The sequence below is a fragment of the Variovorax sp. TLI9-5A genome, assembly GCF_056867935.1.
The window spans coordinates 3,083,312-3,108,632 of record NZ_CP200310.1 but is presented as its reverse complement, the minus strand read 5'-3'; the positions used below and the strand labels follow the sequence as shown (position 1 = coordinate 3,108,632).

12 protein-coding genes are annotated in these 25,321 nt (G+C 70.3%); 11 read left to right on the top strand and 1 reads right to left on the bottom strand.

Annotated elements, in window-relative coordinates:
• The first annotated feature begins 256 nt into the window (after positions 1–256).
• Complete coding sequence (locus AC1VNX_RS14705; protein WP_483157352.1) at positions 257–10,054, top strand: DUF4781 domain-containing protein; 9,798 nt, start codon at positions 257–259, stop codon at positions 10,052–10,054.
• A 32-nt stretch (positions 10,055–10,086) separates the two neighbouring features.
• Here AC1VNX_RS14705 and AC1VNX_RS14700 read toward each other — a convergent pair whose 3' ends face one another.
• Positions 10,087–10,962, bottom strand: a complete 876-nt coding sequence (locus AC1VNX_RS14700) for a helix-turn-helix domain-containing protein (protein WP_483157351.1) — start codon at positions 10,960–10,962, stop codon at positions 10,087–10,089.
• A gap of 169 nt (positions 10,963–11,131) precedes the next feature.
• Here AC1VNX_RS14700 and AC1VNX_RS14695 point away from each other — a divergent pair, with 169 nt between their 5' ends.
• The 10 genes from AC1VNX_RS14695 to AC1VNX_RS14650 are packed head-to-tail and all read left to right on the top strand — an operon-like array spanning position 11,132 to position 25,316.
• The gene (locus tag AC1VNX_RS14695) at positions 11,132–12,724 is read left to right on the top strand and encodes an ABC transporter substrate-binding protein (protein ID WP_483157350.1); all 1,593 of its coding nucleotides are present in this window, start codon (positions 11,132–11,134) and stop codon (positions 12,722–12,724) included.
• Positions 12,721–13,749, top strand: coding sequence for a M14 family metallopeptidase (locus AC1VNX_RS14690; RefSeq protein ID WP_483157349.1), 1,029 nt, complete (start codon positions 12,721–12,723; stop codon positions 13,747–13,749). The genes AC1VNX_RS14695 and AC1VNX_RS14690 overlap by 4 nt, the downstream gene beginning before the upstream one ends.
• Before the next feature lie 30 nt (positions 13,750–13,779).
• Positions 13,780–14,757: an ABC transporter permease gene (locus tag AC1VNX_RS14685; RefSeq protein ID WP_126022049.1), complete on the top strand. Its 978-nt coding sequence runs from the start codon at positions 13,780–13,782 to the stop codon at positions 14,755–14,757.
• Positions 14,754–15,671, top strand: a complete 918-nt coding sequence (locus tag AC1VNX_RS14680; protein WP_483157348.1) for an ABC transporter permease — start codon at positions 14,754–14,756, stop codon at positions 15,669–15,671. The genes AC1VNX_RS14685 and AC1VNX_RS14680 overlap by 4 nt, the downstream gene beginning before the upstream one ends.
• Positions 15,668–16,681, top strand: a complete 1,014-nt coding sequence (locus tag AC1VNX_RS14675; RefSeq protein WP_483157347.1) for an ABC transporter ATP-binding protein — start codon at positions 15,668–15,670, stop codon at positions 16,679–16,681. Before AC1VNX_RS14680 ends, AC1VNX_RS14675 begins: the two co-directional genes overlap by 4 nt.
• 4 nt (positions 16,682–16,685) lie before the next feature.
• Positions 16,686–17,711 carry an ABC transporter ATP-binding protein gene (locus tag AC1VNX_RS14670; RefSeq protein WP_483157346.1) on the top strand — a complete coding sequence of 342 codons (1,026 nt, stop codon included), beginning with the start codon at positions 16,686–16,688 and terminating at the stop codon, positions 17,709–17,711.
• On the top strand, positions 17,708–19,495 hold the full coding sequence (locus AC1VNX_RS14665; RefSeq protein WP_483157345.1) for an NAD(P)/FAD-dependent oxidoreductase: 1,788 nt from the start codon (positions 17,708–17,710) through the stop codon (positions 19,493–19,495). The genes AC1VNX_RS14670 and AC1VNX_RS14665 overlap by 4 nt, the downstream gene beginning before the upstream one ends.
• Positions 19,492–22,542: an AMP-binding protein gene (locus AC1VNX_RS14660; RefSeq protein WP_483157344.1), complete on the top strand. Its 3,051-nt coding sequence runs from the start codon at positions 19,492–19,494 to the stop codon at positions 22,540–22,542. The genes AC1VNX_RS14665 and AC1VNX_RS14660 overlap by 4 nt, the downstream gene beginning before the upstream one ends.
• Entirely contained in the window at positions 22,535–23,464 is a 930-nt protein-coding gene (locus tag AC1VNX_RS14655) for a DMT family transporter (RefSeq protein WP_483157343.1), read from the top strand. Before AC1VNX_RS14660 ends, AC1VNX_RS14655 begins: the two co-directional genes overlap by 8 nt.
• Positions 23,454–25,316: an FAD/NAD(P)-binding protein gene (locus AC1VNX_RS14650; RefSeq protein ID WP_483157342.1), complete on the top strand. Its 1,863-nt coding sequence runs from the start codon at positions 23,454–23,456 to the stop codon at positions 25,314–25,316. Before AC1VNX_RS14655 ends, AC1VNX_RS14650 begins: the two co-directional genes overlap by 11 nt.
• The last annotated feature ends 5 nt before the right edge of the window (positions 25,317–25,321 follow it).

Below are 25,321 nucleotides of genomic sequence, written 5' to 3'. Positions count from 1 at the left end.
GCATGCAGGGAAAGCTTCATCGAATTCGCTTCGCGAGCACTCCCGTCTACGAGAACTCGTTGTTGCCCACGCACAAGGCGCCACTTAGAGTTCGCGCGGCATCGGGGTCGGCCGGACTGTTCCGTGCGCCCTTCCTTCAATCTGCAACTTCATCCAAGATCTTATGGTTCTAGCAGTCAGCAGTGATGGGTCCGGAACGAGATCCGCCGCACAGGCAGCGATCGATGCCCAGGCCGCCGCAAGGGCCGCCGAAGAATTGCGCCGCCAGGCGGAAGCCGCCGCGAAACGCGCGGCCGAGGAAGCCCGGCGGCAGGCCGAGGAAGCGCGCAAGCAGGCCGAGGCCGCACGCCGGAAAGCGGAGGAAGCACGCAAGGCCGCGGAAGCCGCCGAGGCCAAGGCCGAAAAGAGCAAGGCCGAGGCCGATCAGAAAGAAGCCACGAAGGCGCGCAGCGCCAGCGACGCGGCCGAGCGCGATGCGCTCAAGCAGGAAGCGGCGAGCAATCTCAAGGACAAGCAGTCCACGCTCGCGGACGCCAAGCTCGACGACATCCGGCAGCGCCGCGCGGACAACAATCCGTCGGAGGCCACGCGCGCCGCGCAGGGCGAGGTCGATGCGGCGCAGAAGATGAATGCCATCTTCGACCCGCCCGCCAACCAGCCCAAGGACCATCCCCCTGCGACCAGCCCGGGAACGCAAGACCTGCTCGACAAGGCGCAGAAAGCCGCCAAGCCGGTGTTCAAGGCGCAGGCGAATGGCGGCGACGGCACCGCGCAGCAGAAGGCCGCGCTCAACGCCGCCATGACGGATTGGCTGCAGGCCGCCGAGCAGGACATGCGCAAGGCCAGCCTCAAGGCGATCGCCGAAGGCAAGGATCCGAACGCCGCCATCGACAAGGTCGCGGCCGACGCCCGCGATGCGCTCGACAAGGGCGGCGTCTTCGACCCGAAGGGCATCGGCACCTACATCGACAAGGCGCGCGACGGCGTGCGCGCGGACTCGCCCGAAGTGCGCCAACTGCGCGGCGAACAGTACGACGCGAGCCAGGCCGGCAAGGCACGCGTGGCCGACGCGCGCAGCCATGCGCAGGACACCGACGCGGCCGCGACCAAGGCCGAGAAATACGCCGCCAGCTTCGGCACCGACGGTGGCCGCAACGACACGCTCATCACCGCCCAGCAGAACGCAAAGGCCGAAGCCGAGTGCCTGCGCGCCGTGGCCAACCGTGCGAAGTCCGAACTCCAGAGCGCCGAGAAGGCTTTCGGCACCACCGATCCGGCGGACCCGCAGAATCCGAAGACGAACACTCTCGGCACGGTCGATGCCGACTACAACGCGCGCGTCGCCGACGCCGAGGTCAGGGAGCTGAGCGTCAAGTACGACCAGGCCGTCGCCGGCGGCGATGCCAAGGAGATCCAGAAGGCCGACGCGGCCCTGCGCGATGCGCAGCAGGGCCAGCGCTACATGCACGCGCTCAGCGACGACCTCGACGCCAAGCTCGGTGCCAGCGACGCCGAGAACGCCAAGACCGACGCCGAAAGCGCATGGAATACGGCGTCGCTGCAGCGCCCCGCCCGCGTCACGGTGACCGAGCACGACGGCGACAAGACCAGCACGCGCAACATCGACCCCGACGGCTACGATCCCGCGTTCTGGGCCAAGCCCGGCAGCGAGGAAGGCAAGAAGGTCAAGAACATCGACGGCAAGTACTTCTACGTCGACGGCGACAAGAAGACCGAGCTCGATCCGCTGACCGCGGCGCTGTATGCCGCCAACGAGAAGCACGATACAGCCAAGGCCCGCAGCGACCAGACCGCGACCACGCTGAACGCGGTCAAGGAGGATCTCTTCGGCGGCGCCGACGGCAGCCGAGCCAAACTCGACGAGGCCGGCTATCTCGACCGCGCGGACAAGATCAACCAGCAGCTCAACGACGCCAACAACGCCGTCGCCAACGCCAAGCCCGAGAACCTGGGCCGCGCGCTCGAGCAGCAGCGTGCCGCGCAGGCCGACGCCAAGGCGCTGAAGGCCATGCAGGACCTGCGCGCGGCAGAGCGCGACCAGGCCGCGGGCAAGCCCGTGGACGGCGGCAAGCTCGACGACCTGCGCGTGGCGGCACGCGAGGCGCAGCGCCAAGCCGATGCCGCGCAGCCGAAGCTCTCGGGCGACGACGAGAAGAAGATGCGCGAGACGCAGCTGCCCGCGGCGCGGGAGGCTTACGACGAGAAGGCTGCGGAGGTGAAGACACTCACCGCGCCCGGCAGCAAGGCCACCGAAGCCGAGCAGCAGAAGGCGCTCGACGAACTCGACGCGCTGGACCTCGCCAAACGCGACATCGAGACCCAGCTCGGCCAGATCGACGCCGAACGTGCCTGGTATGCCGCGCGCTACCAGTACGACCGCACGAGCTTCGTCAAGCCGCAGCTGACGATGTTCATGAACGGCGACAAGTCGACGACTGGCGACGTCTACCCGAAGAACTACGACCCGACCTGGAACATCAAGCGCGGCGAGGACGGCAAGGTCAGCGCCGAGGGCCTGCCGCGCGGCCTCTCGCCCGACGACATCGAGGTGCACGCGGACTGCAACGGCGGCTACAACGTCACCATCAAGAAGGATTCGAAGGTCTTCGGCTGGCAGCAGTCCGACCAGGGCAAGATGGTCGACTTCTCGGTGCGCGCCGGCACCTACAAGATGAACCCGGCCACGGCCGCGCGCTGGAAGACCTCCGAGTTCGGCGACGGCGGCCTGGCCAAGGCGCGCAGCGACCGCGCCGATGTCGAGAAGCGCCTGGCACAGGCCGCGGCCGACGCGCCGCCGCAGCCCGGCGCGCAGCCGGCGCCCGGGCCCGACGGCAAGCCCGCGCCCACGCTGAACTTCGGCGACGACCTCGCGCCGCGCAAGAAGACGGTCGACAAGAACTTCACCGACGCAACCACCGCGCTCGACAACGCGCAGGCCGACTACGACGCCGGCACCGGCGACCGCACGGCGCTGGGCAATGCACTCGACGACGCCAAGGCGCGCGTCGTCATCGCGAAGAACGAGCAGACCGCGGTCGATGCCGCGATCGCCTGGCAGGAGGCCAACCACGCGCGCCAGCGCATCGAAGCCGACAAGCGCGCGGGCCGCGCGCAGATGTGCTACGCCACCTCGCCGCAGCAGACTGCCGACGATGCGCGCGACAAGGCGGACGCCGCGCGCAAGGACTGGCTCAGCTCGGTCAACAAGTTCCACGCCGACACCGCCGCGCGCGATCTGGCCGCGGCGAAGTCGGCGCACGAGAAATGGAAGAGCACCAACCCCGGCCTGGCCGAGACCGGCAGCGACACCTGGAAGAAGCTGCAGGCGGCGCAGACCCAGTCGGACACGGCCGTGCGCTACCAGGCCGCCGGCGCACGCGACAACGCCTACGCACAGCAGCAGAGCTACACCATCCAGAACCTGCCGTTCAGCCAGCGCGAGGACAAGCGCGCGCTCTATCGGCTGTTCGAGCGCAACCCGCAGGTGATGGCGCAGGCCATCATGAACGACCAGTTCGTGCAGTATGGCGGCGGCCCGATCACCATGAAGAGCCGCACGCAGATCGAGAACGAGATCGGCCTGGCGCTCGGCTGGAACCCCGACCGCCCCCTCGATGCAGCGACCCAGGCCGACAGCGACCGCATCCGCCAGAACGAACGCCTCTTCGGCAAGCTCGGCGACGCGCAGAAGGACCTGCTCTCGAAGATGGTCGACAAGGTGGTCGAGGTCGGCGGCGAGCACGCGCGCGTGACCGTGCTGCCCGTGGTCTACGCGCTCGACAGCGACGACGGCGGCATCATCAAGACGGCGATCTTCAAGGTGGAGAGCAAGGACAAGCCCGGCGAGACGCAGCTCATCGACGAACAGGCCTGGACCTACAAGAACCTCACCGACTACCGCGCCAACAACAGCCTGCCGGTCGAAGGCGTGAAGCTCGTCACGCCCGAGGACGCCAGCTACTCGCTCGACGCCAACGGCAACGTCAAGCTCTTCGCCGGCGACGCGCGCACCGAGACCGGCTGGGAGACCTTCAGGCGCGAGACCCATCTGGACCTGGTGGTCGCAGGCGTCGGCCTCGTGGCCGGCGTGGCGCTGACCGTCGGCTCCTTCGGCACGCTCGCGGCGCCTGGCGTGATGCTGGCCGCGGGCGCATTCACCGTGCTCGCGGCCGGCTACGGCGTCGCGACCTCGGTCGAGGACCTGAACAAGCTCAGCACCCACGGCCAGAGCATCAATCCCGCGAACAGCGAGCAGGCGCGCATGGACTGGCTGAACCTCGGCCTGTCGACGGTCAGCGTGCCGGTGGTGGGTGCCTCCACCCGCGCGACCATGGCCGCGCTGCGCGCGGGCCGCGCCGCCAAGGCGGCCACGGCCGCGGAAGCCGCCGGCGACGCCGTGGCGGCACAGGCGCGCGCAGCCGACTTCGCGCGCTACGCGCAGACCGCCCAGGCCTGGGGCAAGCCCGCGGCGATGGCTTCCAAGCCGCTTGCCGCCGGCAGCGTCTACGCCACCGGCGAAGGCGTGTACTCGCTGGCGAAGAACTGGGACCACATGACCCCGGCCGAGCGCGAGCAGCAGATCATGATGCTCGGCGTCAACGCGGCAGGCTTTGCCTCGCCGATCTTCGCCAAGGGCTATGTGCGCGTGCACAACGCCATCAAGCCACCGGCCGTGAACACGGCGAGGCCGGCGGTCGCGAACCGGCCGGCCGGCACGGTGGCCGACGACACGCCGAACACGGCGCCCACCGATGCGGCACTGCCGGCGCGGCCGGCACAGTCCGCGTCGCCCAAGCCTGCCGATGCGGCCGATACGGCAGGTACCGTGAAGCCAGCGGAGGCACCCGATGCGCTCACCCCGTTCCGCGAGCCGCCACGCGTGAGCATCGCGTGGCCGTCGACGCCGCGCACGGTACCCGCCGAGGTGGCCGGACCAGCGGCGCTGCCGTCCATCGTGACCGATGCCTCGTTCAACCCGGTCATCGCCTCGGTGCGGCGCGCGGGCGACAGCGCCGACGCGCCGGGAACCGCTCGCGCACCGGCGGGCTCACGCAGTCCGCAGGAGAAGCGCGGGAGCGAGATTGCGAACGCCGCGGACGACGCGCCGCTCGCCAATGCACCCTTCGTGCGCTCGGCGCAACGCATCGAGCAGAAGCAGAACGCGGGCTCGAGGGAGCTGGCGAGCGTGAAGTCCACGCCGGCATCGTCCGCCAAGGGCGAGCAGGGCGAGACGAGCAGCTTCCCCGCCTACAAACCGGCGCAGGACCCCGAGCTCGGCGGCCCCACGAGCTATCCGCTGCCGGCGACCGAGCGTCTGGGCAAGACGAACTGGTCGGATTCGCTGCTGACAGTGTTCGCCGCCGGCGGCGAGGCCGAGGGCGTGCGCTACTACGTCTATCCGCGCACCGTTGACGACAACGGCTTCGTCTTCGCCGCGCACCGCGACGGCTTGCTTGCCGGCACGGACAGCCCCAGTGCCGCTCAGCGCGCCAGCGACCATGCACGGGGCGAAAGCAGCGGCGACTTCTCCAATGTTCTGCCCGCTCACTACACCACCCTCGACGAAGCGCTCGCGACGGTGCAGCCTGAGGGCTTCGTCGCGCTGGGCGACGAGATCGCGATCGTGCACGCGGCAAGCATCGCGCCGGACGGCAGCGTCCCGCCCTCCGCCGTGATGGCCACCGTGAAGGTCGAAACCACGCAAGGCGGCCCCGCGAAGGCCACGCAGGTCACCGCCCATCCGGACAGGCCCGCCCTGCGCATCGCCTATCCGGAGGGCCATGCGCCGGGCCAGCCGCTGATCTACACCAGTGCCAACGGCCGGCGCGTCGACCTGCTCAACACGCAGCCCGGCCGCAGCGAGATGGGAATCAACGCGTTCCGCCGCCGCGTGCCCGACCTCGACATCTTCGCGCTGGGCGAGCGCCCCGTGCGCAGCGGCGACGGCAAGCCCGCGAGCGAGGCGGTCCCGATTCCCGAGGGCTATTTCGCGGTCAACGGGCACGGGCTCGAGGGCATGATGACCGGTGCGGACGGCAATCCGCTCACGGCCGAAGGGCTGGCGCGAGCCATCGTCGCGCACGAGAACTATCACGGCCAGCCGGTGCTGATGCTGTCGTGCCTGAGCGGCGATGGCGCGGTGCCGCTGGCGCAGCGCCTGGCCACGCTGCTGGGCAACGACGTGTACGCGGCGACCGAGTCGGTCGTGATGAAAAACCGCGACCAGAACGTACCGAACGCCGTCTACACCCGGAGCATCTCGCTGCAGAACGAAGGCAGCTCCTACAACGCAGGCGCGCTCAAGGCCGAGCCGCTGCAGTCGCTGCCCATCGTCGGAATACGCGAGAACGGCCGCCCCGTCTACGACGACATCCCGGTGCAAGGCCCGCCGGTCTACGCGCGCTTTCGCCCGGGCCTGCCGATCGAGCCGGCCGGTGCGCAGCCGGGCGCGCCGCGTGCCGCATCCGCCATGCCGGAGCCTCCGCGCGCGGCACGGCCGATCGCAGCCGAGCGGCCGCGGGCGAGCGGCACCGGCCGCGGCGACACCGACACACCCTCTGTCAAGACGGCTGGCCTGCCGAAGGATCCCGCCGCCACCGGCGTGGACGCGCACGGCATGCCCCTGCCGCCGACCACGCTCGGCACCGGGCGCAGCTGGCCGCAGGTCGCGCTGCGCGGCGGCAAGCTCGTCGCGTTCCACGAACGCGCGAGCGAGCCCGGCTCGGGGCTGCGTCCGCTGCAACCCTCGCCCGACGAGGCCGCTGTGACGGCCCGCATCACCGAGGAGCCCGCCGCCGGCTCGAACGTGCGCTTCGCGGTTCATCCGATGGCGCCGGGCGAGACCATGTACGGCGGCACCGGCGTGCGTGCCAAGCGCAACAACACCTTCGGCACCTTCGCCGAGGCCTCCGCCGCGGCACAGCAGAAAGGCGGCGCCTGGGTGTATCGCATCCATCCCGACGGGACCATGGCGCCGCTGACGAAGCGCGGCCGCGCGACGCCCGAGGAAATCATGGGCTCGGTGCACGTCGGCGCGGACGGCCAGCCGATGCCTGTCGGCATTCCGAACGTGCATTCGGCCGCGTGGCGCGACGGCGCCACCGCGCCCGCCGCACCGAGCAGAGCGGCGGGCAACCACCAGGCCGGCGAATCCACCGGCCTCGCGATGGTCGAGCCCGACATGGACGCGCTGCTCGAAGGATCGAGCGACTACACCAAGCCGCGCCCCGCCTATGCGGGCCCGGCCACGCTTCGCGAACTGCAGGGGAGCAAGGCCGCCGCAACTCCCGAGGACGTCGAGCAGACGCACTACCTCGCAGGCGCCGGCTCTCCGGACGGCCATGCCGCGCGCGACATTCCGCTGCGCACGCGCTTCGCGCAATGGGCGCGCGGCCAGGCGCCATCCTTCATCGGTGCGCCGGACTATGTCGGCGGGCGCTACGTGCTGGCCAGCGACGGCGCGGCCATCAACCAGGGCGCGCCCGATGCCACCTTCTCCCTGCTCGACCGCTCGCACGTGTACTCCAGCTTCGAAACCGCGCGCGCGGCGGCCGCGGCTCACGCGAACGCCGAAGGCAGCAGCCTCGTGGGCGTGGTCCGGCTGATCGGACCGAAGACCGAGATGGCCCAGGTCGCGGCCACCGGACGTTTCACCCAGGCGCAGGTCGACGGCATCGTCGGCGTGCGGCCCGACGGTGCGATACACCCGGTCAGCATCAGCAACCGCCAGGCCGCGCACGCGCCGAAGCCCGGCGAGGTCTTCGTCGATCCGCACAAGACGATGGAGCAGAACGAGCAGGTCATGACGCCGGCGCAGAAGAGGAAGATCTTCGCCAAGTCGGTGGGCTACATGGTCGGCACCGGCGCGGCCTTCTACGGCGCGATCCGCCTCGGCGGCGGAGCACTGGGCCTGAGCATGACCAACCCCGCGCTCGGCGTCGCCGGCGCATCGCTGGGCGGGTACGTCGGCGCGCGCGCCGTGTTCCTGCGCTACGCCTACGAGGCATTCTTCTACCGTGGCAGCATCGCCGGCCTGAAGCAAGGCGGCAAGATCCGGCTGCAGAAGTACCTCAACCCCAAGGACCAGGACACCTTCGCACTGATCAAGGACATCGCCGACCCGGCCAAGCGAGAGGCGTCGCTCTTCCAGCTCAAGAGCCAGCTCGACAGCTGGCACGCCGCGCGGCGCGGCATCCAGGGCCGCAGCAACTATGGCGAAGCGCTGAAGGTGCTGGCGAGGAACCCCGACGATGCCGCAGCCCTCGACACGCTCTACAAGGGCGCGATCGAGCGCAGCGCACGCCCGGTGATCGGCAAGCGCGGACTGTTCAACCGCATTCCGCCCGCGCTTCGCCAGGAGTACGCCCAGGCGCTGAAGGCCTTCAACGCCGACCCGCGCGACGCCCAGGCCGCCGCGCTGCTGATGACCGCTCCGGAAGTGGGACGCGGCACCCAGTATGCGGGCGTCGTGCGCGGGCGCCTGCTGCGCAACGTGCCGGGCGCCGACCGCGCGCGCTACCGCGATGCGGTGCAGACCATGGCGACCAAAAGCGGCGACGTCAATGCCGCGTTCAAGACTCTGGAGGGCATTCCGCTCGACACCGTCGCGCGCCAGACCACGGGAGCCCGCGGCGCATTCCGCGGCATTCCCAAGGCCGACCGCCAGACCATCGCGATGGCGGCGGAAACATTGCGCGTCAACCCCTCGGATGCACGCTCGCGCGCGGTGCTGGACCAGAGCCCCGGCAAGCTCACATCGCCGAACTCGCCAGTGGGCCGCACGCTCTTCGGCGCGCGCGTGCTGAGCTTCGGCCTGAGCCATTCGGCGGGCACACGGCTGTATCTGAACCCCTTCTTCGATGCGCCGAGCCACCAGTGGACATGGGACGCCACCACGCTGGACGGCGTGCGCCAGTGGATCAGCAACGAAGGCAGCCTGCACTATGCGGTGGGCAACGCAACCGGCCTCGGCGCCAGCGTGGCGAACCGCTATGCATCGATCGCGCAGGCGCGCGGTGGGCACGTCATGAGCGAGCGCGGATCGACCGAAGCCCCCGCGCCCGAGGCCGGGCAGGCGCCGCCTCCCAAGGCCACGACGCCGCCGCTCGACAAGGACGGCAATCCGATGCCGGTCTACAAGGCCACCAACGGCTACTCGTGGTTCAGGCGCTTCCTCATCGGCCTGGGCAACCCGAAGGCCGTCACGCACGACGGCGTGGCGCCCGATGGCGGCCCGATGGTCAAGCGCACCTTCACGCAGCGCCTGGCGCAGTTCTCGTCTTGGGGCGACTCCAGCGGCACGATCGGCCTGACCATCTCCGACAGCATCCAGGCCTACATGTACATCCGCGCCGGCCAATGGGACCTCGCCGCACCGCAGCTGCTGAAGGTGGCGAGCGACGTGGGCATCTTCCGCGGCACGCAGAAGGACTATCTGGACGAGTACCGCTCGAACCGCCAGATGGGGCCGATGGTCTACCACTCGCGCCTGACGAACTACTTCAACGCGCCGCTCGGCGAGGCCAGGACGAATCCGACCGAGACCTCGCACGGCTGGATCCGCCGCGGCGCGGCGCCGCTGGTGCTGCTGGGCGTGGCCGTTGCCGCGCGGGTGGCGGCCGAGGAATGGTCGATGCACGAGAAGAACAAGAAGCCGCAGCAGAACCAGCCGGCTCCCACACCGACGCCCACCCCCACCCCCACGCCGACGCAGACTCCGACGCCCACACCTTCGGCGACGACCCCGCCGATGCCGTCCCCGTCCCCTACCCTGACGTTCACTCCGACACCGGTACCGAGGTCCACGGCGACACCCAACCCGACACCGAACCCGAAGCCGTCACCACCCCAGCACGGTGGCGTGCGCTTCGTCGTCGATACGATGCAGCCCACTGCCGTGGCGCTTCAGGCAATGCTCGACGCGGGCACCGCGCACGACCCGCTGCAGCCTGTCAACCCGGCGCTGGCAGGCTTCCTCAACATCGACCCGGGCCACGCCCAGCGAACGAAGGCCTCGGACGTACTGCTCGCTTGACGCGCACTCGGCCCGAGCGGGGCCGTGCAGCGTCAGTCGACGATGCCGTTCCTCGCCGCCGGCGGCTGCAGCGCATCGAGCGCCGACAGCCGCCGGTACTCGCTGGGCGCCACCGCGTAGGTGCTCATGAAGGTCTTGTGCAGGTGGCTCTGGTCGCTGAAGCCGGCCGCGTGCGCCGCATAGGTCACCCGCGCGCCGCCGGCCATGAGGTCGCGCGCGTATTCGATGCGGTGCCCCACCAGCAGCTCGTGCGGCGTGAAGCCCCACGCGTCCTTGAAGCGGCGATGCAGGTGGATCGGGTGCCAGTTGACCGCCTCGGCGAGGTCGTCGAGCGTCAGGCGTTGCTGGAAGCCGGTGGCGATCAGGCCATAGGAGCGCCGCAGACGATCGTCCGCCCCGCCGGACTCGGGCGTCTTGCCAGCCTGCAGCGGGATCCACTGCGCGAGCAGGCGGCGCACCAGAGCGCGCGCGGCGATGCCTGCGTCCTCGCGGCCCGTGTCCGCGATCTCGTGCAACAGCCGGTGGCACTCGGCGAACTCGCGCCCCCACGGATCGCGCGCGAACACCGAGACCGGCTCGGGCTCGAGCCCGGGCATGCCGCCGTCGGCCTCGTGCACCGGGTTCACGCAGCGCGCCACCGCCACGCTGCAGTACATCGCGTCCTCGCGCCACGGCGTGCCTCGCGCCTTGATCGAATGCCAGACCTGCGGGCCGATGCGCAGCAGCGCACCGGGTGGCACCACGGTGACTCCGGCGCTGGTTCTCACATGCAACTCGGTGTCGGAAACCGACAGCGTGTAGCCACCATGCCGGTGCGCCCGGATCTCTCGTTGAACGAATCGGTTGGCGGTGAACTGCAGGCCTGCCAACTCTCTGTCGCGCCAATAGGAAGATGCAAGAAGTTCCATGGAAGCTAAGAATCTACATGGCGGGAAAGCCGCCGCTTGCTAATGTCCCGGCATCGATTTGCGCACACGGATCCAACGATTCAAGCGCATGAATGTGTGTCGATGGCGGGCTGGATTCTATGAATCCCCATCCGTTGCGACAACCGTAATTCCAACGGAGACAGAACCCATGAGACCGACCCTGCGTCACTGGCGCGCACTGCTGTGCGGTGCGCTTCTCGCATGCCTCGCATGCCTTTCCAATGCGCAGGAACTGCGCATCGGGCTGAGCAGCAATCCTTCGTCGGTCGATCCGCATTTCGTGAACAACGATGCGATCAGCGCGGTAGTGAGCCATGCCTACGAGACCCTCGTCGCGCTCGACGCCGACGCGCGCCTGACACCCGCGCTCGCGACCTCGTGGCGCGCCATCAACGACACCACCTGGGAGTTCAAGCTGCGCGACGGCGTGAAGTTCCACGACGGCAGCCCGCTCACCGCGCAGGACGTGGTGTTCTCGCTGGAGCGTCCCGCGACCATCGTCAACAGCCCGAGCTCGTTCGCCGCCTACACGCGCTCCATCACCGGCAAGAAGATAGTCGATCGCCTCACGCTGCAGCTGACGACCGCCACGCCCGCGCCGCTGCTGCCGAACGACCTCACGCGCATCTTCATCGTCTCGAAGAAGGCGGCCGAGAAAGCCACCAGCGACGACTTCAACCAGGCGAAGGTGCAGGCCGGCACGGGCCCGTTCAGGCTGGTGAAGTTCACGCCCGGCACCGGCGTGCAGTTCACCCGCTTCGATGGGTACTGGGGCGACAAGCCGATGTGGTCCGGCGTCACGCTGCGCGCCTTGCCGGCCGAATCGGCGCGCATGTCGGCGCTGCTCTCGGGCGACGTGGACCTGGTCGAGAACGTGCAGGCCAACCTGGTCTCCCAGTTCCGCCAGAACAAGGACCTGCGCGTCTTCACCAAGGTATCGAGCCGCGTGATGTTCCTGTATACCGATCATCGCGAGACCTCGCCCTTCGTCACCGACAAGGACGGAAAGCCGCTCGAACGCAATCCGATGAGGGATGCGCGCGTGCGCCAGGCGATCTCCCTGCTGATCGATCGCGCTGTGCTGGCCGAGCGCGTGCTCGATCAGCTCGGCGTGCCCACCGGCAACCTGGCCGCGAACGGCATGTTCGGCTTCAACCCCGAGCTCAAGCCCGACAGCGTCGACGTGCAGGGCGCACGGAAGCTGCTCGCAGAGGCGGGCTATCCGGCAGGCTTCGGTCTCACGCTCTTCGGGCCGAACGATCGCTATGTCAACGACAAGCAGGTCACGCAGGCCATCGGCCAGATGCTCACCCGCGGCGGCATCGTGACCAAGGTGCAGGTCTCGCCGATGGCGACCTACGTCGGGCGCGCTTCGAAGAAGGAACTGGGCTTCGGCCTGCTCGGCTGGGGCGTGGGTGGCGGCGAGCCCTCGGGCGCACTGCGCGGCCTGCTCGCCACGCCCGACAAGGAGCGCGGCATGGGCGCGACCAACTGGAGCAGCTACAGCAATCCGCAGTTCGACGCGCTGCTGAACGAAGCGCTCAACACGGTGGACGACGCGAAGCGCGAAGCCCTGCTGCAGAAGGCCACCGCACTCGCGCTGAAGAAGGACTACGCGATCATCCCGCTCTATCACCAGGTGTCGACCTGGGCCGCGCGCAAGGGGCTGGCGATGGTGCCGCGCGTCGACGAGTTCACGCTGGCCCAGCAGGTCCGCGCCGAGGTGGAGGATCGCAAGTGAGCGAGCTGTCCAGCCTCCCGCTGGTGCTCGATCACCTGCCCCCCGGATTCATGAGCGCTTCGGCGCGCACGCTCCATCAGGTAGTGCCCTCCCCGGCGTTGATCCACCTGCCCGGCCTGCAGCCGCGGCCCATCTTCGTCTCGGTGCTGCTGCACGGCAACGAGGATGCGGGATTGCTCGCGCTGCAATCGGTGCTCGCGAAGTACCGAGACCGCCCGCTGCCGCGCGCGCTCTCGATCTTCGTCGGCAACGTCGAGGCAGCGCGGGCCGGAGTTCGCCGGCTGGAAGACCAGCCGGACTACAACCGCATCTGGCCGCGCTCGGCGCCGGCCACGCCGCACCAGCACATGGCCGCGCGCGTGATGGACGCCATGCGTGCGCGCGAGGTCTTCCTGGCCATCGACCTGCACAACAACTCGGGACGCAACCCGCTCTATTCCTGCCTGAGCGCGACGGGCGCCGAGCACCTGCGGCTCGCGCGCATGTTCTCGCCGCTGGCCGTCCTGATCCAGGCACCGCAGTCGCTGGGCGCCGCCTTCACGTCGATCTGTCCCACGGTGTGCTGCGAGTGTGGCGAAATCGGCAACGCGCAGGGCGTGGCGCAGGCTGCGAAGCTGATCGAGCGCTGCCTCGCGGACGATTTCGGCGACGGCACGGCGCACGACGACGCCAAGGCGCTCGACATCTTCCAGGCCTTCGCGATGCTCAAGGTCGCCGAGGGCCTCACGCTGAGCTGCGACGGCGAGGCCGCCGATCTGCAGCTGCCGCCCGAGATCGAGTCCTTCAATTTCCAGGCGCTCGAGCCCGGGCATGTGATCGCCACCACGCTCTCGCATCCCGATGTCGAGCCGCTGCGGGCCTACCGGCTCGACGGCGAGGCGATCGCGGGCATGCTGGTTCGCAAGGGGGCCGACGTCTGTCTCTCGACGCAGGCCGTCGCCGCGATGTTCACCCGCGACCTGCGCGCCATCCGCCAGGACTGCCTCGGCTACCTGATGCAGCGCGTGCCCGCGCATGCGCTCTAGGCCGCGCGCCTCCATCACCACGGGACCATCATGTTGGCTTATGTGATCCGCCGCCTGGCGCAGAGCGTCGGCGTGCTTCTGGCAATGTCGATGCTGGTGTTCGCCAGCGTCTACCTGATCGGCAATCCGGCCGACATCCTGATCAGCATGGACGCCGATCAGGCCGAGCGAGCGCGGCTGGTGCAAGCCATGGGCCTGGACCAGGCCCTGCCGCTGCAGTACTGGAACTTCCTGCGCCATGCGCTGCACGGGGACCTGGGCAATTCCTTCGTCCACGGCGTGCCCGCGATCGCGCTGGTGTTCGAGCGGCTGCCCGCCACGCTGGAGCTCGCCTGTGTCGCGATGCTGATCGCGATCGCGCTCGGCGTGCCGCTGGGCTTGTGGGCGGGGCTGCGGCCGCAGTCGTGGATCGGCAGGAGCATCATGACCGGCTCGATCCTGGGCTTTTCGCTGCCCACCTTCTGGGTCGGACTGATGCTCATCGTCGTTTTCGCGGTGCAACTGGCCTGGCTGCCCGCGGGCGGACGCGGACCGACGCGCGAAGTGCTCGGGCTGTCGCTGTCGGTCTTCAGCCTCGAGGGCTGGAAGCACCTGCTGCTGCCCGCGGTGAACCTCGCGCTCTTCAAGCTCGCGCTGGTCACCCGGCTGACCCGGGCCAGCACGCACGAGGCGCTGACGCAGGACTACGTCAAGTTCGCACGCGCCAAGGGTCTCGCCCCGGCACGCGTGGTGGGCGTGCACGTTCTCAAGAACATCCTCGTGCCGATCGTGACGGTGGTGGCGCTGGAGTTCGGCGCGCTGGTGGCGTTCGCCGCTGTGACCGAGACCATCTTCGTCTGGCCTGGCGCGGGCAAGCTGATCATCGAGTCGATCTCCTCGCTCGACCGCCCGGTGATCGTCGCCTACCTGCTGGTGGTGGTGTCGATGTTCACCCTGCTCAACCTGCTCGTGGACATCGCGTACTCGAGCCTCGACCCGCGCGTTCGCCTCGACGAACAAGGCGCATGACGACAACGACCATGATCGAAGACGACGAATCCCCGCTGCGCCGGCTGCTGCGCCAGTACGCCCACTCCAAGCTCGCCGTGCTCGGCGCGGCCGTGCTGCTGACATTGTTGTTCGCCGCGCTGCTCGCTCCCTTGCTCGCGCCGCAGAACCCGTACGACCTCGCGCAGCTCAACATCCTCGACTCGCGCCTTCCGCCCGGCTCTCACGGCGCCGACGACGCTTCCGGCCCCGGCAAGCTCTACCTGCTGGGCACCGACGACCAGGGCCGCGACATGCTCTCGGGCATGCTCTACGGGCTGCGCATCTCGCTGGGCATCGGCGTGGTCGCCACGATCGCGGCGCTGTCGCTGGGCACCGTCCTGGGCCTGCTCGCGGCCTACACCGGCGGGCGGCTCGATGCGCTGCTCATGCGCATCGTCGACATCCAGCTGTCGTTTCCCGCGATCCTCGTCGCGCTCGTGCTGATCACGCTGCTCAAGCCCGGTGTGGGCAACGTCGCGATCGCGCTGGTGGCGGTGCAATGGGCCTACTACGCGCGTACCGTACGCGCCGCCGCGCTGGTCGAGCGCAGGAAGGAGTACATCGAGGCGGCGCAGGGCCTGGCCCTGGGCGATGCGCGCATCGTGCTGCGCCACCTGCTGCCCAACTGCCTGCCGCCGGTGATCGTGGTGGCCGCGCTGCAGGTGGCCAACGCGATCTCGCTGGAAGCCACGCTGTCCTTCCTGGGCCTGGGCGTGCCGATCACCGAGCCCTCGCTCGGGCTGCTGATCGCCAACGGCCAGCAGTACCTGCTCGCGGGCAAGTACTGGATGTCGCTCTATCCGGGCATCCTGCTGCTGCTCACGATCCTGGCGATCAACCTCGTGGCCGACCAGCTGCGGGACGTATCGAACCCACGGCTGCAGAAACAATGACGAACGCCTCTCACCCCGTCCTGCTCGTCGAGGGCCTGAAGACTCAGTTCGCCACGCGCGCCGGCGTCGTGAAGGCCGTGGACGACGTGTCCTTTTCCATCGAGCGCGGCCAGATCATGGGCCTGGTCGGCGAATCGGGTTCCGGCAAGTCGATGACGGGCTACTCGCTCATCGGCCTGATCGACCCGCCGGGCCGCGTGGTGGCAGGCCGCCTGCGTCTCGCGCTTCGCACCGGCGAGGTCCTCGACCTGCGGAACCTGTCGCCGCGCGCGCTGCAGGGCGTGCGCGGCAACCGCGTCGCGATGATCTTCCAGGACCCGATGATGACGCTGAACCCTGTGCTGCGCATCGACACGCAGATGATCGAGGCGGTGCGCGCGCACCACAAAGTCAGCGAGCGCGTGGCGCGCGAACGCGCGGCCGCCGCGCTCGCGAAGGTCGGCATCGCGTCGCCGCACGAGCGCCTGCTGGCCTACCCGCACCAGTTCTCGGGCGGCATGCGCCAGCGTGTGGCGATCGCGATCGCGCTGCTCAACGAGCCCGACGTGATCATCGCGGACGAGCCCACCACCGCGCTCGACGTCACGGTGCAGGGCCAGATCCTCGCCGAGATGCAGGCCCTGTGCCGGGCGTCGGGCACCGCGCTGATCTGGATCTCGCACGACCTGTCGGTGGTGGCGGGGCTGGCCGACACGGTCAGCGTGATGTACGCCGGGCGCATCGTCGAGCAGGGCCCCGTGGCCGAGGTGCTCGAGCGGCCGCGCCACCCGTACACGCGAGGGCTGATCGCCAGCGCGCCGTCTCGCAACCCGCGCGGACGCCCGCTGCAGCAGATTCCCGGCATGACGCCTTCGCTGCTAGCGCTGCCCCAGGGCTGCGCATTCCAGGCGCGCTGCGCCAACGCCGATGCCGTCTGCCGCAACGAGCCACCGCTGGTGGCGCTCGACGGCCGCCGGCTGCGCTGCTTCCATCCGACTCCCCTGCTCTCCTCCGCCGCGATCGCGAACTGACATCATGGAATCCGTCACCCCGTTGCTCGAGCTGCGTGCCAGCTCCAAGCGTTTCATCCGCAAGCCCGACGCCGCGGCGAAGATCGCGCGCCTGTTCGGCGCACCGGTGCCGGCGCGCACCGTTCATGCCGTCGACGGCGTCTCGCTCGCGGTGCGTCCCGGCGAAGTCGTCGGGCTGGTGGGCGAGTCGGGCTGCGGCAAGTCCACGCTCGGGCGCATGGCTGCGGGCCTGCAGGCGCTGAGCGAGGGCGAGCGCTGGTGGCAGGGAGAGAACGCCGAGCTGCGCAGGCGGCGGCTCTCGGCCGCCGAGCACCGGCGCGACATGCTCGGCGTGCAGATGATCTTCCAGGACCCCTATGCGAGCCTGAACCCGCGCATGCGCGTGCGCCAGATCATCGGCGAGGCACCCGTGGCGCACGGGCTGGTCGACGCGAAGGAGCAGGAAGAACTCGTGGCGGCGCTGATGCGCAAGGTCGGTCTCGATGCCGGCTTCATGCGCCGCTTCCCGCACCAGTTCTCGGGCGGCCAGCGCGCGCGCATCGGCATCGCCAGGGCGCTGGCCGTGCGGCCCCGGCTGCTGATCTGCGACGAGGCGGTGGCGGCGCTGGACGTGTCCATCCAGGCACAGGTGATCAACCTGTTCATGGCGCTGCGCGAGGAACTGGCCCTCACCTACCTGTTCATCAGCCACGACCTCGGCGTGGTGCGGCACATCAGCGACCGGGTGGTCGTGATGTACCTCGGGCGGGTGGTCGAATCGGCCGGCGCGGACGCGCTGTTCGAGCAGCCGCTGCACCCCTACACCGAAGGCCTGCTGGCCGAGGCGCCGAAGCTGGAGGTGCGCAAGAAGACGTTCGTGGCGATCCGGGGCGAGATTCCCTCTCCCCTGAATCCGCCGCGCGGCTGCCATTTCCACCCGCGCTGCCCGCGCTCCACGCGCCGCTGCGCCGAGGAGGTGCCCGCGCTCGCGCGAGTCGCCGGCGACCGCTGGGTCGCGTGCCACCTGGTCGACCGGGAGGGTGGCGCGTGAAGATCGTCGTCATGTGCTGGCTCGCGCGGGCATCGGCCGATGTCTTCATCGCGCGCAACATCGTCCTGCGGCCCGACCTCGCGGCCAAGGCGCCGCACCAGGTCGCAGCGGAGCTCGCCGCGCTCGCGCCCGACGTGCTGATCGCGCGCGAGGCGCAGTACGAGGCGGTCTCGGCCATCGCGGCCGGGCTCCCCGGCTGCCGCTTCGTCTTCTGCGGCCTCGCGGCCTCGCGGGTCGCCATCGATCCATCGGCGCTCCAAGGGCGCTGCGCCTTCGTGACCGGATCGAGCTGGGAGCGCGCCGAGTACGAAGCCTTCGTGCTTGCGGAATCCATGTGCCGGCCGAGGCATGGGCTGGCCGCCGCAGCCGCAGCCGGTGCGCCGGGGAAGGTGATGCTGGTCGGCGCGGGCGTCGTCAACCTGGTCACGGCACTGACGCTGTGCCGGCGCGGCCATCGCGTGTCGGTGTACGACCGCATGGCCGATCCGCGCCGGGGCGACACGCCGCATGCCGAGCGCGCCGGCGCGACCTTCGGCGGCAGGGACGCACGCATCTTCTCGTACAACGAGTCGCGCCATCACCTGGCCTGTTCGCCGCTCTACACACCGCAGGACACGCCGCGCTTCCGCCTCGGGATTGCGCGGGACGGCTGGCTGTCGCGCGACTACCGGACGATGTCGGACGCCGACCGCCGCTGGATCGACCAGCTCGAGCAGGTGCCGCCCTGGGCGGCGCTACTCTATGGCAACGACATCGTCGGCTTCAACCGGCAGAGCCACCGGCTGTGGCGCGAGCTCTTCAGCCTCTATCCGGAGCTGCTGCGCGAGACTCACCACGTCGGCCGGCTGTTGCGCATCTACCCGAGCGAGGCTTCCCTGCGCGCGGCGCAGACGGCCGAGGCCGAGATCGGCGCATTGGCCGGCACGGTCCCGCTTCAGCGGCTGCGCGAGCGCGAGCCCGCCTTGGGCGGCGCGATCGATGACGGAGCCATCGCGGGAGCGCTCGACGTGCACGGGTTCTCGCTCAACATCGTCTCGTTCTGCCGCAACCTGATCGGGCTGCTGGAGCGCCTCGGCGTGCGCTTCCACTGGCAGCAGGAGGCGAGCGAAGTGCGGCATGCCGATTCGGGCGCGGTGACGGGCATCGTCGTCAACGGTGCCTTGCGTCGGGCCGACCACTATGTTCTCTCCCCCGGCGCGCAGGCGCACACCCTTGCCGCGAGGACGACGGGGCTGACCGCCATCGGTGCGATGGTCGGCATGTGGGTCACGCTGCCGAACGACGGCGCGCCGCTGCAGACGCCGCTCAAGGTGCGCCGGCGCGCCTTCGGCAGCAGCGAGGCTGCCCAGGGCGCCAACGTCGTGCCCGGCCGCGATGCCGCCGGCCGGCCGGTGCTGCACTGCAGTTCGGGGCACGGCTTCGTCGGCGCCTCGGCCGACGACGTGCGGCTGGCCGACCTGCCCGAGCTCGCGCGCTGCGTGATGGAGACGGCGGAGGAGCTCTTCGGCGACAAGTTCAGGCGTGCCCGGGAGTCCGGCATGCTCGACGAGCGTCCGGGCTTCTGCGTGCGCCCCTGGACGCCATCGGGCCTGGGCGTGCTCGAGGTGCAGGAAGCGGACGCAGGCGGCAAGCTGGTGCTCAGCGGCGGCCACAACACCGGCGGCTTCGCGCAGTCGCCGGCCGTCGCGGAGGCCGTGGCCTGCGCGCTGGAGGCACGCCCGCACGCCATGCACACGCTCTACCACCCGCGCCGCTTTGCCGACGTGTTCGAGGTGACGCTGTGAACGCGCCGCAACCATCGCTCACCGCGCTGTTGCGAGACGGCCTGCGCACCGGGGCGGCGACGCTCTGGATCGACGACGAAGGCACCATGAGACGCGACGAATTCGCGGCGCTCGTCGTCGCGCAGGTGTCGCTGCTGCGCCGGCAAGGCGTGAAGGCCGGCGAGCGCGTGCTGCTGCATGGCGTGGCTTCGCGCGAACTGGCGGCGATGCTCACGGGCTGCCTGCTCGAGGGCGTGGTCGCCGTGCCGGTCGACGCGGCGCTGCCGCCGGTGCGCAAGCAGGCGATGCTGGACGCGTCGGCCGCCACGCTGGCCATCGAGTTCGCGATGCGGTCGCCGCTCGGGGCCGACGGCATCCGGCACATCGCGGGCGCGTCGTCGCCGCAGGCCGGATGGACGCTCGACGACCTGGGCCTGCCGGAGATCGCGCCCGACGCCGGCTGCTACATCTTCTTCACCTCCGGCACGACCGGCAGGCCCAAGGGCATCCTCGGGCGACGCGGCGGGCTCGCGCATTTCCTGGCCTGGGAAGCCGGCATGCTCGGCCTCCAGCCCGGCGACCGCGTGGGCGTGCTCACCCGCCTGTCGTTCGACGTGGTGCTGCGCGACCTGCTGCTGCCGATCGTCGCGGGTGTGACCGGCTGCCTGCCACCGCCCGACGCGCCGCTGACACCGGCCGGAATGCCGGACTGGCTCGCCAGGATGGGCGTCAGCGTGCTCCACGCGGTGCCTTCGCTGGCGCAGGCCTGCCTGGCGGCCCTGCCCGCGGGCGCCCGCAACGGCACGCTGCGCCATACGTTGTTCGCGGGCGAGCCGCTGGGCGGTGCGCTGGTCGGGCGCTGGCGCGCGGCGTTTCCCTCGAGCGCGGTCTACAACCTGTACGGGCCGACCGAAACCACGCTCGCGAAGTTCTGCGCCCGCGTGCCCGACCCGGCGCCCGAGGGCATCCAGTGCTGCGGCCTGCCGCTGCCCGGGGTCGACGTGCGCATCCTCGACGAGGCGCTGCAGCCGCTCGGCCCGGGCGAGCTCGGCGAGGTCGCGATCCGCACGGTGCACCGCTCGCTCGGCTACCTGGACCCGGAGGAACCCTCCGCCGCGCGCTTCATCGTGCTCGAGAGGCAACCGGCCTACCTGAGCGGCGACCTCGGCTTTCTGGACGCGCAAGGCGCGCTGCACCTGCGCGGACGCAAGGACCACCAGGTCAAGATCCTCGGCACGCGCATCGAGCCCGCGGGCGTCGCGGCGGTGCTGCAGTCGCACGAGTCGGTGACCGATGCGGCCGTGGTGTGCGTGACGAACGAGGAAGGCGGCGCGCAGCTCGTGGGCTACTTCAGCACGCAGGCCGATGCGCAGGCCGTGCGCCGGAGCCTGCGCCCTTTCCTCGCGGAGCGACTGCCCGCGGCGGCCATTCCGAGCCACCTGATCGCGCTCGATGCGCTGCCGCTCACGCCCAACGGCAAGCTGGATCGCGCGCGCCTGCCCGTACCTCCGCCGCGCGCGGACACCGCCGCCTCCGCATGCGAGGCGGATGCCGGCGAGTTCGCGCTCGGCGTGGCCGCAGCGATTGCTCGGGTGCTCCGGCAGTCGCATGTCGGCATCGACGAGGACTTCTTCGCGCTCGGCGGCGATTCGCTCGCGGCGATGCGGCTGTGCGCCGAGCTCGAAACGCGGTTCGGCGTGCATGCGCAGCCGCTGCTGCTGATGCACGCGCCCACCGCGCGCGAGCTGGCGCGGCAGCTGCAGGAGGCCGATCCGGCCGCGCCGGTGCCGATCCCGCCCGCTCCGCGCACCCGCTGGTTCGCGCTGAGCCCGCAGCAGCGACGCTACTTCCGCACCTTCTGCGCGGGCGGCAACCGCAACTGGTGCAACATGGTCGCGCTGTTCGAGCTGCCCGACGGCGTCGATGCCTACTCGGTGGGCCGCGCGCTGACCGAGATCGCGCTGCGCCATGACAGCCTGTGCCTGCGCTTCGGCCATGACGAGCAAGGCGCAATGCGCCAGTCGATCGTGCCGACGGAAGACCTTCCGGTGGCCCTGTGCGACCTGGGTGCTCTCGACGCGGAAGCACTGGCGCGCCGCATCGACGCGCTGCGCATGGCCGAGGGAGAGGCGGAGATCGCGCTGTTCTCCGACGCGCCGCTGTTCCGAGCGACCCTGCTCGTCCTGCCCGACGGGCGGCGCCGGCTGCTGTGGACCGTTCACCACCTGGTCAGCGACGGCACGAGCCAGGGGCTGCTCGGGCGCGAGCTGGCCGCCCGACTCGCAGGCCGGCCCTGGACGACGGATGCCTCGCCGTCGATGCGCGACATCGCGGCCTGGGCCGGCGCGCGCAACGCCTCGGCGCAGGCCGCACGCTCGCATTTCCGCGAGCTGCTCGCCGCGCCCTACCGCCACCGCTACCTGCCCGACAAGCTGCGCTGCGACGATCCACAACGCTGCCATGCGATGGAGGCCGCCGTGCGCGGCACGCTGCGCGATGCGGTCGTGGCGGCGGCGCGGCGCCTGAAGTGCACGCCCTATGTGCTGTACGTGGCCGCGTATTTCCGCTGGCTGGCGGCGCTGACGGAATGCGACGACCTGGTTGTCGTGACGCCGCTGGCCGGCCGAGCCCATCCCCAGGTCGCGCAGGCCATCGGCGATTTCATCAACCTGGTGCCGCTGCGCGTCACGGAGCTGGGTGCGCTGTCTCCCGGGCATCTCGTCGAGCGCGTGCGAGACGGCATCGCGCTGGCCGCGCGCCACCAGGACTTCCAGTTCGACCAGATGCTCGACGAACTCGGCCTGCCCTTCGACGCGGACCGCAACCCGCTGACCGGCTTCTCGCTCAACTTCATGCCCCAGGCCGATGGCGACGCGCCCGCACTTGCGACGCTGCGGCACGCCGACCGCGGCTACCGGCTGAAGTACGACCTGCTTATGCTGATACGCGGATGGCACGACGCCACGCACGTCGAGTTCCAGTACCGCGCCGGCCTGCTTTCGCCCTCGGAGATCGAGGAGTGCTTCACCGACTACTGCTCACACCTGGAGGCGCTGAGCCATGCCTGAAAAACAACGGACAAGGGCCCCGGCGCCGCCGGGCGAATACATGCTGCTGGTGCTGCTCGCGGTCCTCTGGGGCGGCTCCTTCACGCTGATCAAGGTGGCGGTGGCCGACTATCCGCCGACCACGCTGGCAGCGGTTCGCATCCTGCTCGGCGGTGCGCTGCTGACCTCGCTGGCCCTGGCGAAGGGCTTCGCGCTCCCGACGCGCATCGGCCGCTGGGGGGCGCTCTGGGTGCAAGGGCTGCTGCAGGGCGCGCTGCCGTTCACGCTGATCGGCTGGGGCGAGCAGCACATCGCGAGCGGGCTCGCGGGCGTGCTCAACGCCACAGTGCCGCTGTTCGCCTTCATGCTGTCGGTATTCGTCGTCGGCTCCGCGCCCTTCGTGCTCACGAAGTTCGTGGGCGTGCTGCTCGGCCTCGCGGGCGTCGCCGGGATCGCCGGCCTCGGTTCCCTCGCAGCGCTGGGCGGCAGTGACTTTCTGGCGGTCATGGCTGTCCTGGGCGCGAGCGCGTCCTATGCGTGCGGGGCCGTGTTCGGCCATCGCTTCGGCGACCAGCCTGCAGTGGTCACCGCGGCCGGCTCCCTGCTGTGCGGCGGGCTCACCATGCTGCCTTTCAGCCTGGCCATGGACCGGCCCTGGACGCTTGCACCCGGTCTCGAGGCCACGCTGGCCCTGCTGGCCCTCGCGGTTCTGTCGACCGCGCTGGCCAGCGTGATCTTCTTCAGGCTGATCCGCACGTTGGGCCCGGTCACCACCACCAGCAACGCCTACCTGCGGGCGCTGGTGAGCGTGGCGTTCGGCGTGGTCTTTCTCGCCGAGCCGCTGAACTGGAGCCTGTTGGCCGCGAGCGCGCTGATCGTCGCCGGGGTGATGCTCGTCACGCTGCCGGGCAGGCCCGACAGGGAGCTGCGCCGTGCGGGTTGAGATCGCGATCGTCGGTGCCGGCCCCTGGGGCCTGGCGGTGCTCGACCGGCTGATCACCGCCGCGCGCCGGCAGCCAAGGCTCGCGCTCGCCGTGCACGTGATCGACCCCGACGAGCCGGGCCCGGGCCTGCACAAGCCGCAGCAGGAAGACTTCCTGCTGCTCAACACCGTCACCGGCCAGCTCGACAGCTTCGGCGCACGCCATTTCGACGAAGCGCCGCTCACGGGCGCGATGTCGTTCATCGACTGGCTGCGCGAGGAACGCGACATCGAGGCCGACCCCAACGGCTTCCTGCCGCGCGCGCTCTTCGGCGCCTACCTGCGGCACGTGTACGCGGTGCTGTGCGACAACGCGCCCTCGCATCTGCGGGTCTCGGAGGTGCGCCATCGCGCGCTCGATGTCTCGCTCGTGGCCAACGAGCGAGTGTGTGTGCGCCTGGGCGACGGTTCGGCGCTCACGGTGGATCACGTCTTCCTCTGCACCGGCCATGGTCTGGCACGTTCCGGCGGCGAACGGCCGGCATCGCCTGCAAGGCCGATGGCCCCGTACCCGCCGGCACGGCTGCAGGCGCACATCGAGGCCGGGTCGGCGGTCGGCATCTCGGGCACCGGCCTGGTGGCGGTGGACGTTGTGGCGGCGCTCACCACGGGCCGTGGCGGGCGCTTCGTGCGCGAGGACGACGGCATGCTGCAGTACTTGCCGAGCGGCCGTGAGCCCGTCATGTTCGTGCACTCCCGCAGCGGCATGCCGTTCGCGTGCCGGCCGGCGCAATCGCTCGACCTGTCGGGCAACTTCGCGCCGATCTTCTGCACCGATGCCTACCTGGCCTTGCGGCGCGCGGCACGCGGCCCCGAAGGCCTGCTGCTCGAGGAAGACCTGTTGACCGTGCTCGCGGCCGAGATGCGCGCGGCCTACCTGATGCGAGCGATGACGCTGTCGCAAGGCGCGGACGCGGCGGCGGCTTGCCGGCGCGTGCTCGCCCTGCTCGCGCCGGCCGAAGTGAAGGCCTTGTGCGAGAAGACCCTGCCATCGATGGTAGGGTTCTCGCCTGAAACGCTGCTCGCATCGGAATCCGTCCCTCCGCCCACGCCTTCGCCGCGCAGCGGCGCGGAATTCAGCGCAGCCTTTGCGGCGCGACTGCGCTTCGACGTGGACGAGGCCCGCAAGGGCGAGGCGCACAGCCCGTACAAGTACGCGGTGGAGATGCTGCGCGTGCTGCGCGGCTTCATCCGCCAGGCGGTGGAATTCGATACGCTCGCGCCGGCATCCCGCCGCCGGTTCTTCGACGTGGTGGCGCCGCGGATCTCGCAGCTGGTCGTGGGACCGCCGATCTCGCGCGGGCTCGAATGGCTGGCGCTGATGCGTGCCGGCCTGCTGCGCGTCGACCTCGGCCCGGCCCCCACGCTCGAGCGCGACGCGGCGCTCGGCATCTGGCGGGCGCGATCGAGCGCCTTCGAGACGCCCTTCGTCGCCTGCCTCGACCAACTGGTGCACGGCCGCGCGGGGCACGGCGCGATCGACACCGCGGACGATTCACTGCTCGCCGCGCTGTGCCGCTCGGGCCTGTGCGCCGGCTCGGCGCTGCCGCCTCCGGCGGACGAACGAACGACGGTTCCGCGCACGGACGCTCTCGGGCATCCGGTCGACGCGACAGGCCTGCCGGTGCGCCAGCTCACGCTGCTCGGCGTGCCGACCGAGGGCCTGCGCTACTTCAACCACTACCTGCCTTCGCCCAAGAGCCGGTCGCGGGTCTTCGACAGCATCCAGTCGGCGCTCGACGCGCTGTGGGAGCGGCTCGCATCCACGCACCGCGAGAGCACGCGGACGGCCGGCACGCTGGCGCTGCCCTAGCCGAG

What these genes read in the sequence shown, in the direction of transcription:
- AC1VNX_RS14695 (WP_483157350.1), top strand. Translation starts at nt 11,132, where the DNA reads ATGAGACCGACCCTGCGTCACTGGCGCGCACTGCTGTGCGGTGCGCTT.
- AC1VNX_RS14680 (WP_483157348.1), top strand. Translation starts at nt 14,754, where the DNA reads ATGACGACAACGACCATGATCGAAGACGACGAATCCCCGCTGCGCCGG.
- AC1VNX_RS14655 (WP_483157343.1), top strand. Translation starts at nt 22,535, where the DNA reads ATGCCTGAAAAACAACGGACAAGGGCCCCGGCGCCGCCGGGCGAATAC.
- AC1VNX_RS14675 (WP_483157347.1), top strand. Translation starts at nt 15,668, where the DNA reads ATGACGAACGCCTCTCACCCCGTCCTGCTCGTCGAGGGCCTGAAGACT.
- AC1VNX_RS14700 (WP_483157351.1), bottom strand. Translation starts at nt 10,962, where the DNA reads ATGGAACTTCTTGCATCTTCCTATTGGCGCGACAGAGAGTTGGCAGGC.
- AC1VNX_RS14670 (WP_483157346.1), top strand. Translation starts at nt 16,686, where the DNA reads ATGGAATCCGTCACCCCGTTGCTCGAGCTGCGTGCCAGCTCCAAGCGT.
- AC1VNX_RS14685 (WP_126022049.1), top strand. Translation starts at nt 13,780, where the DNA reads ATGTTGGCTTATGTGATCCGCCGCCTGGCGCAGAGCGTCGGCGTGCTT.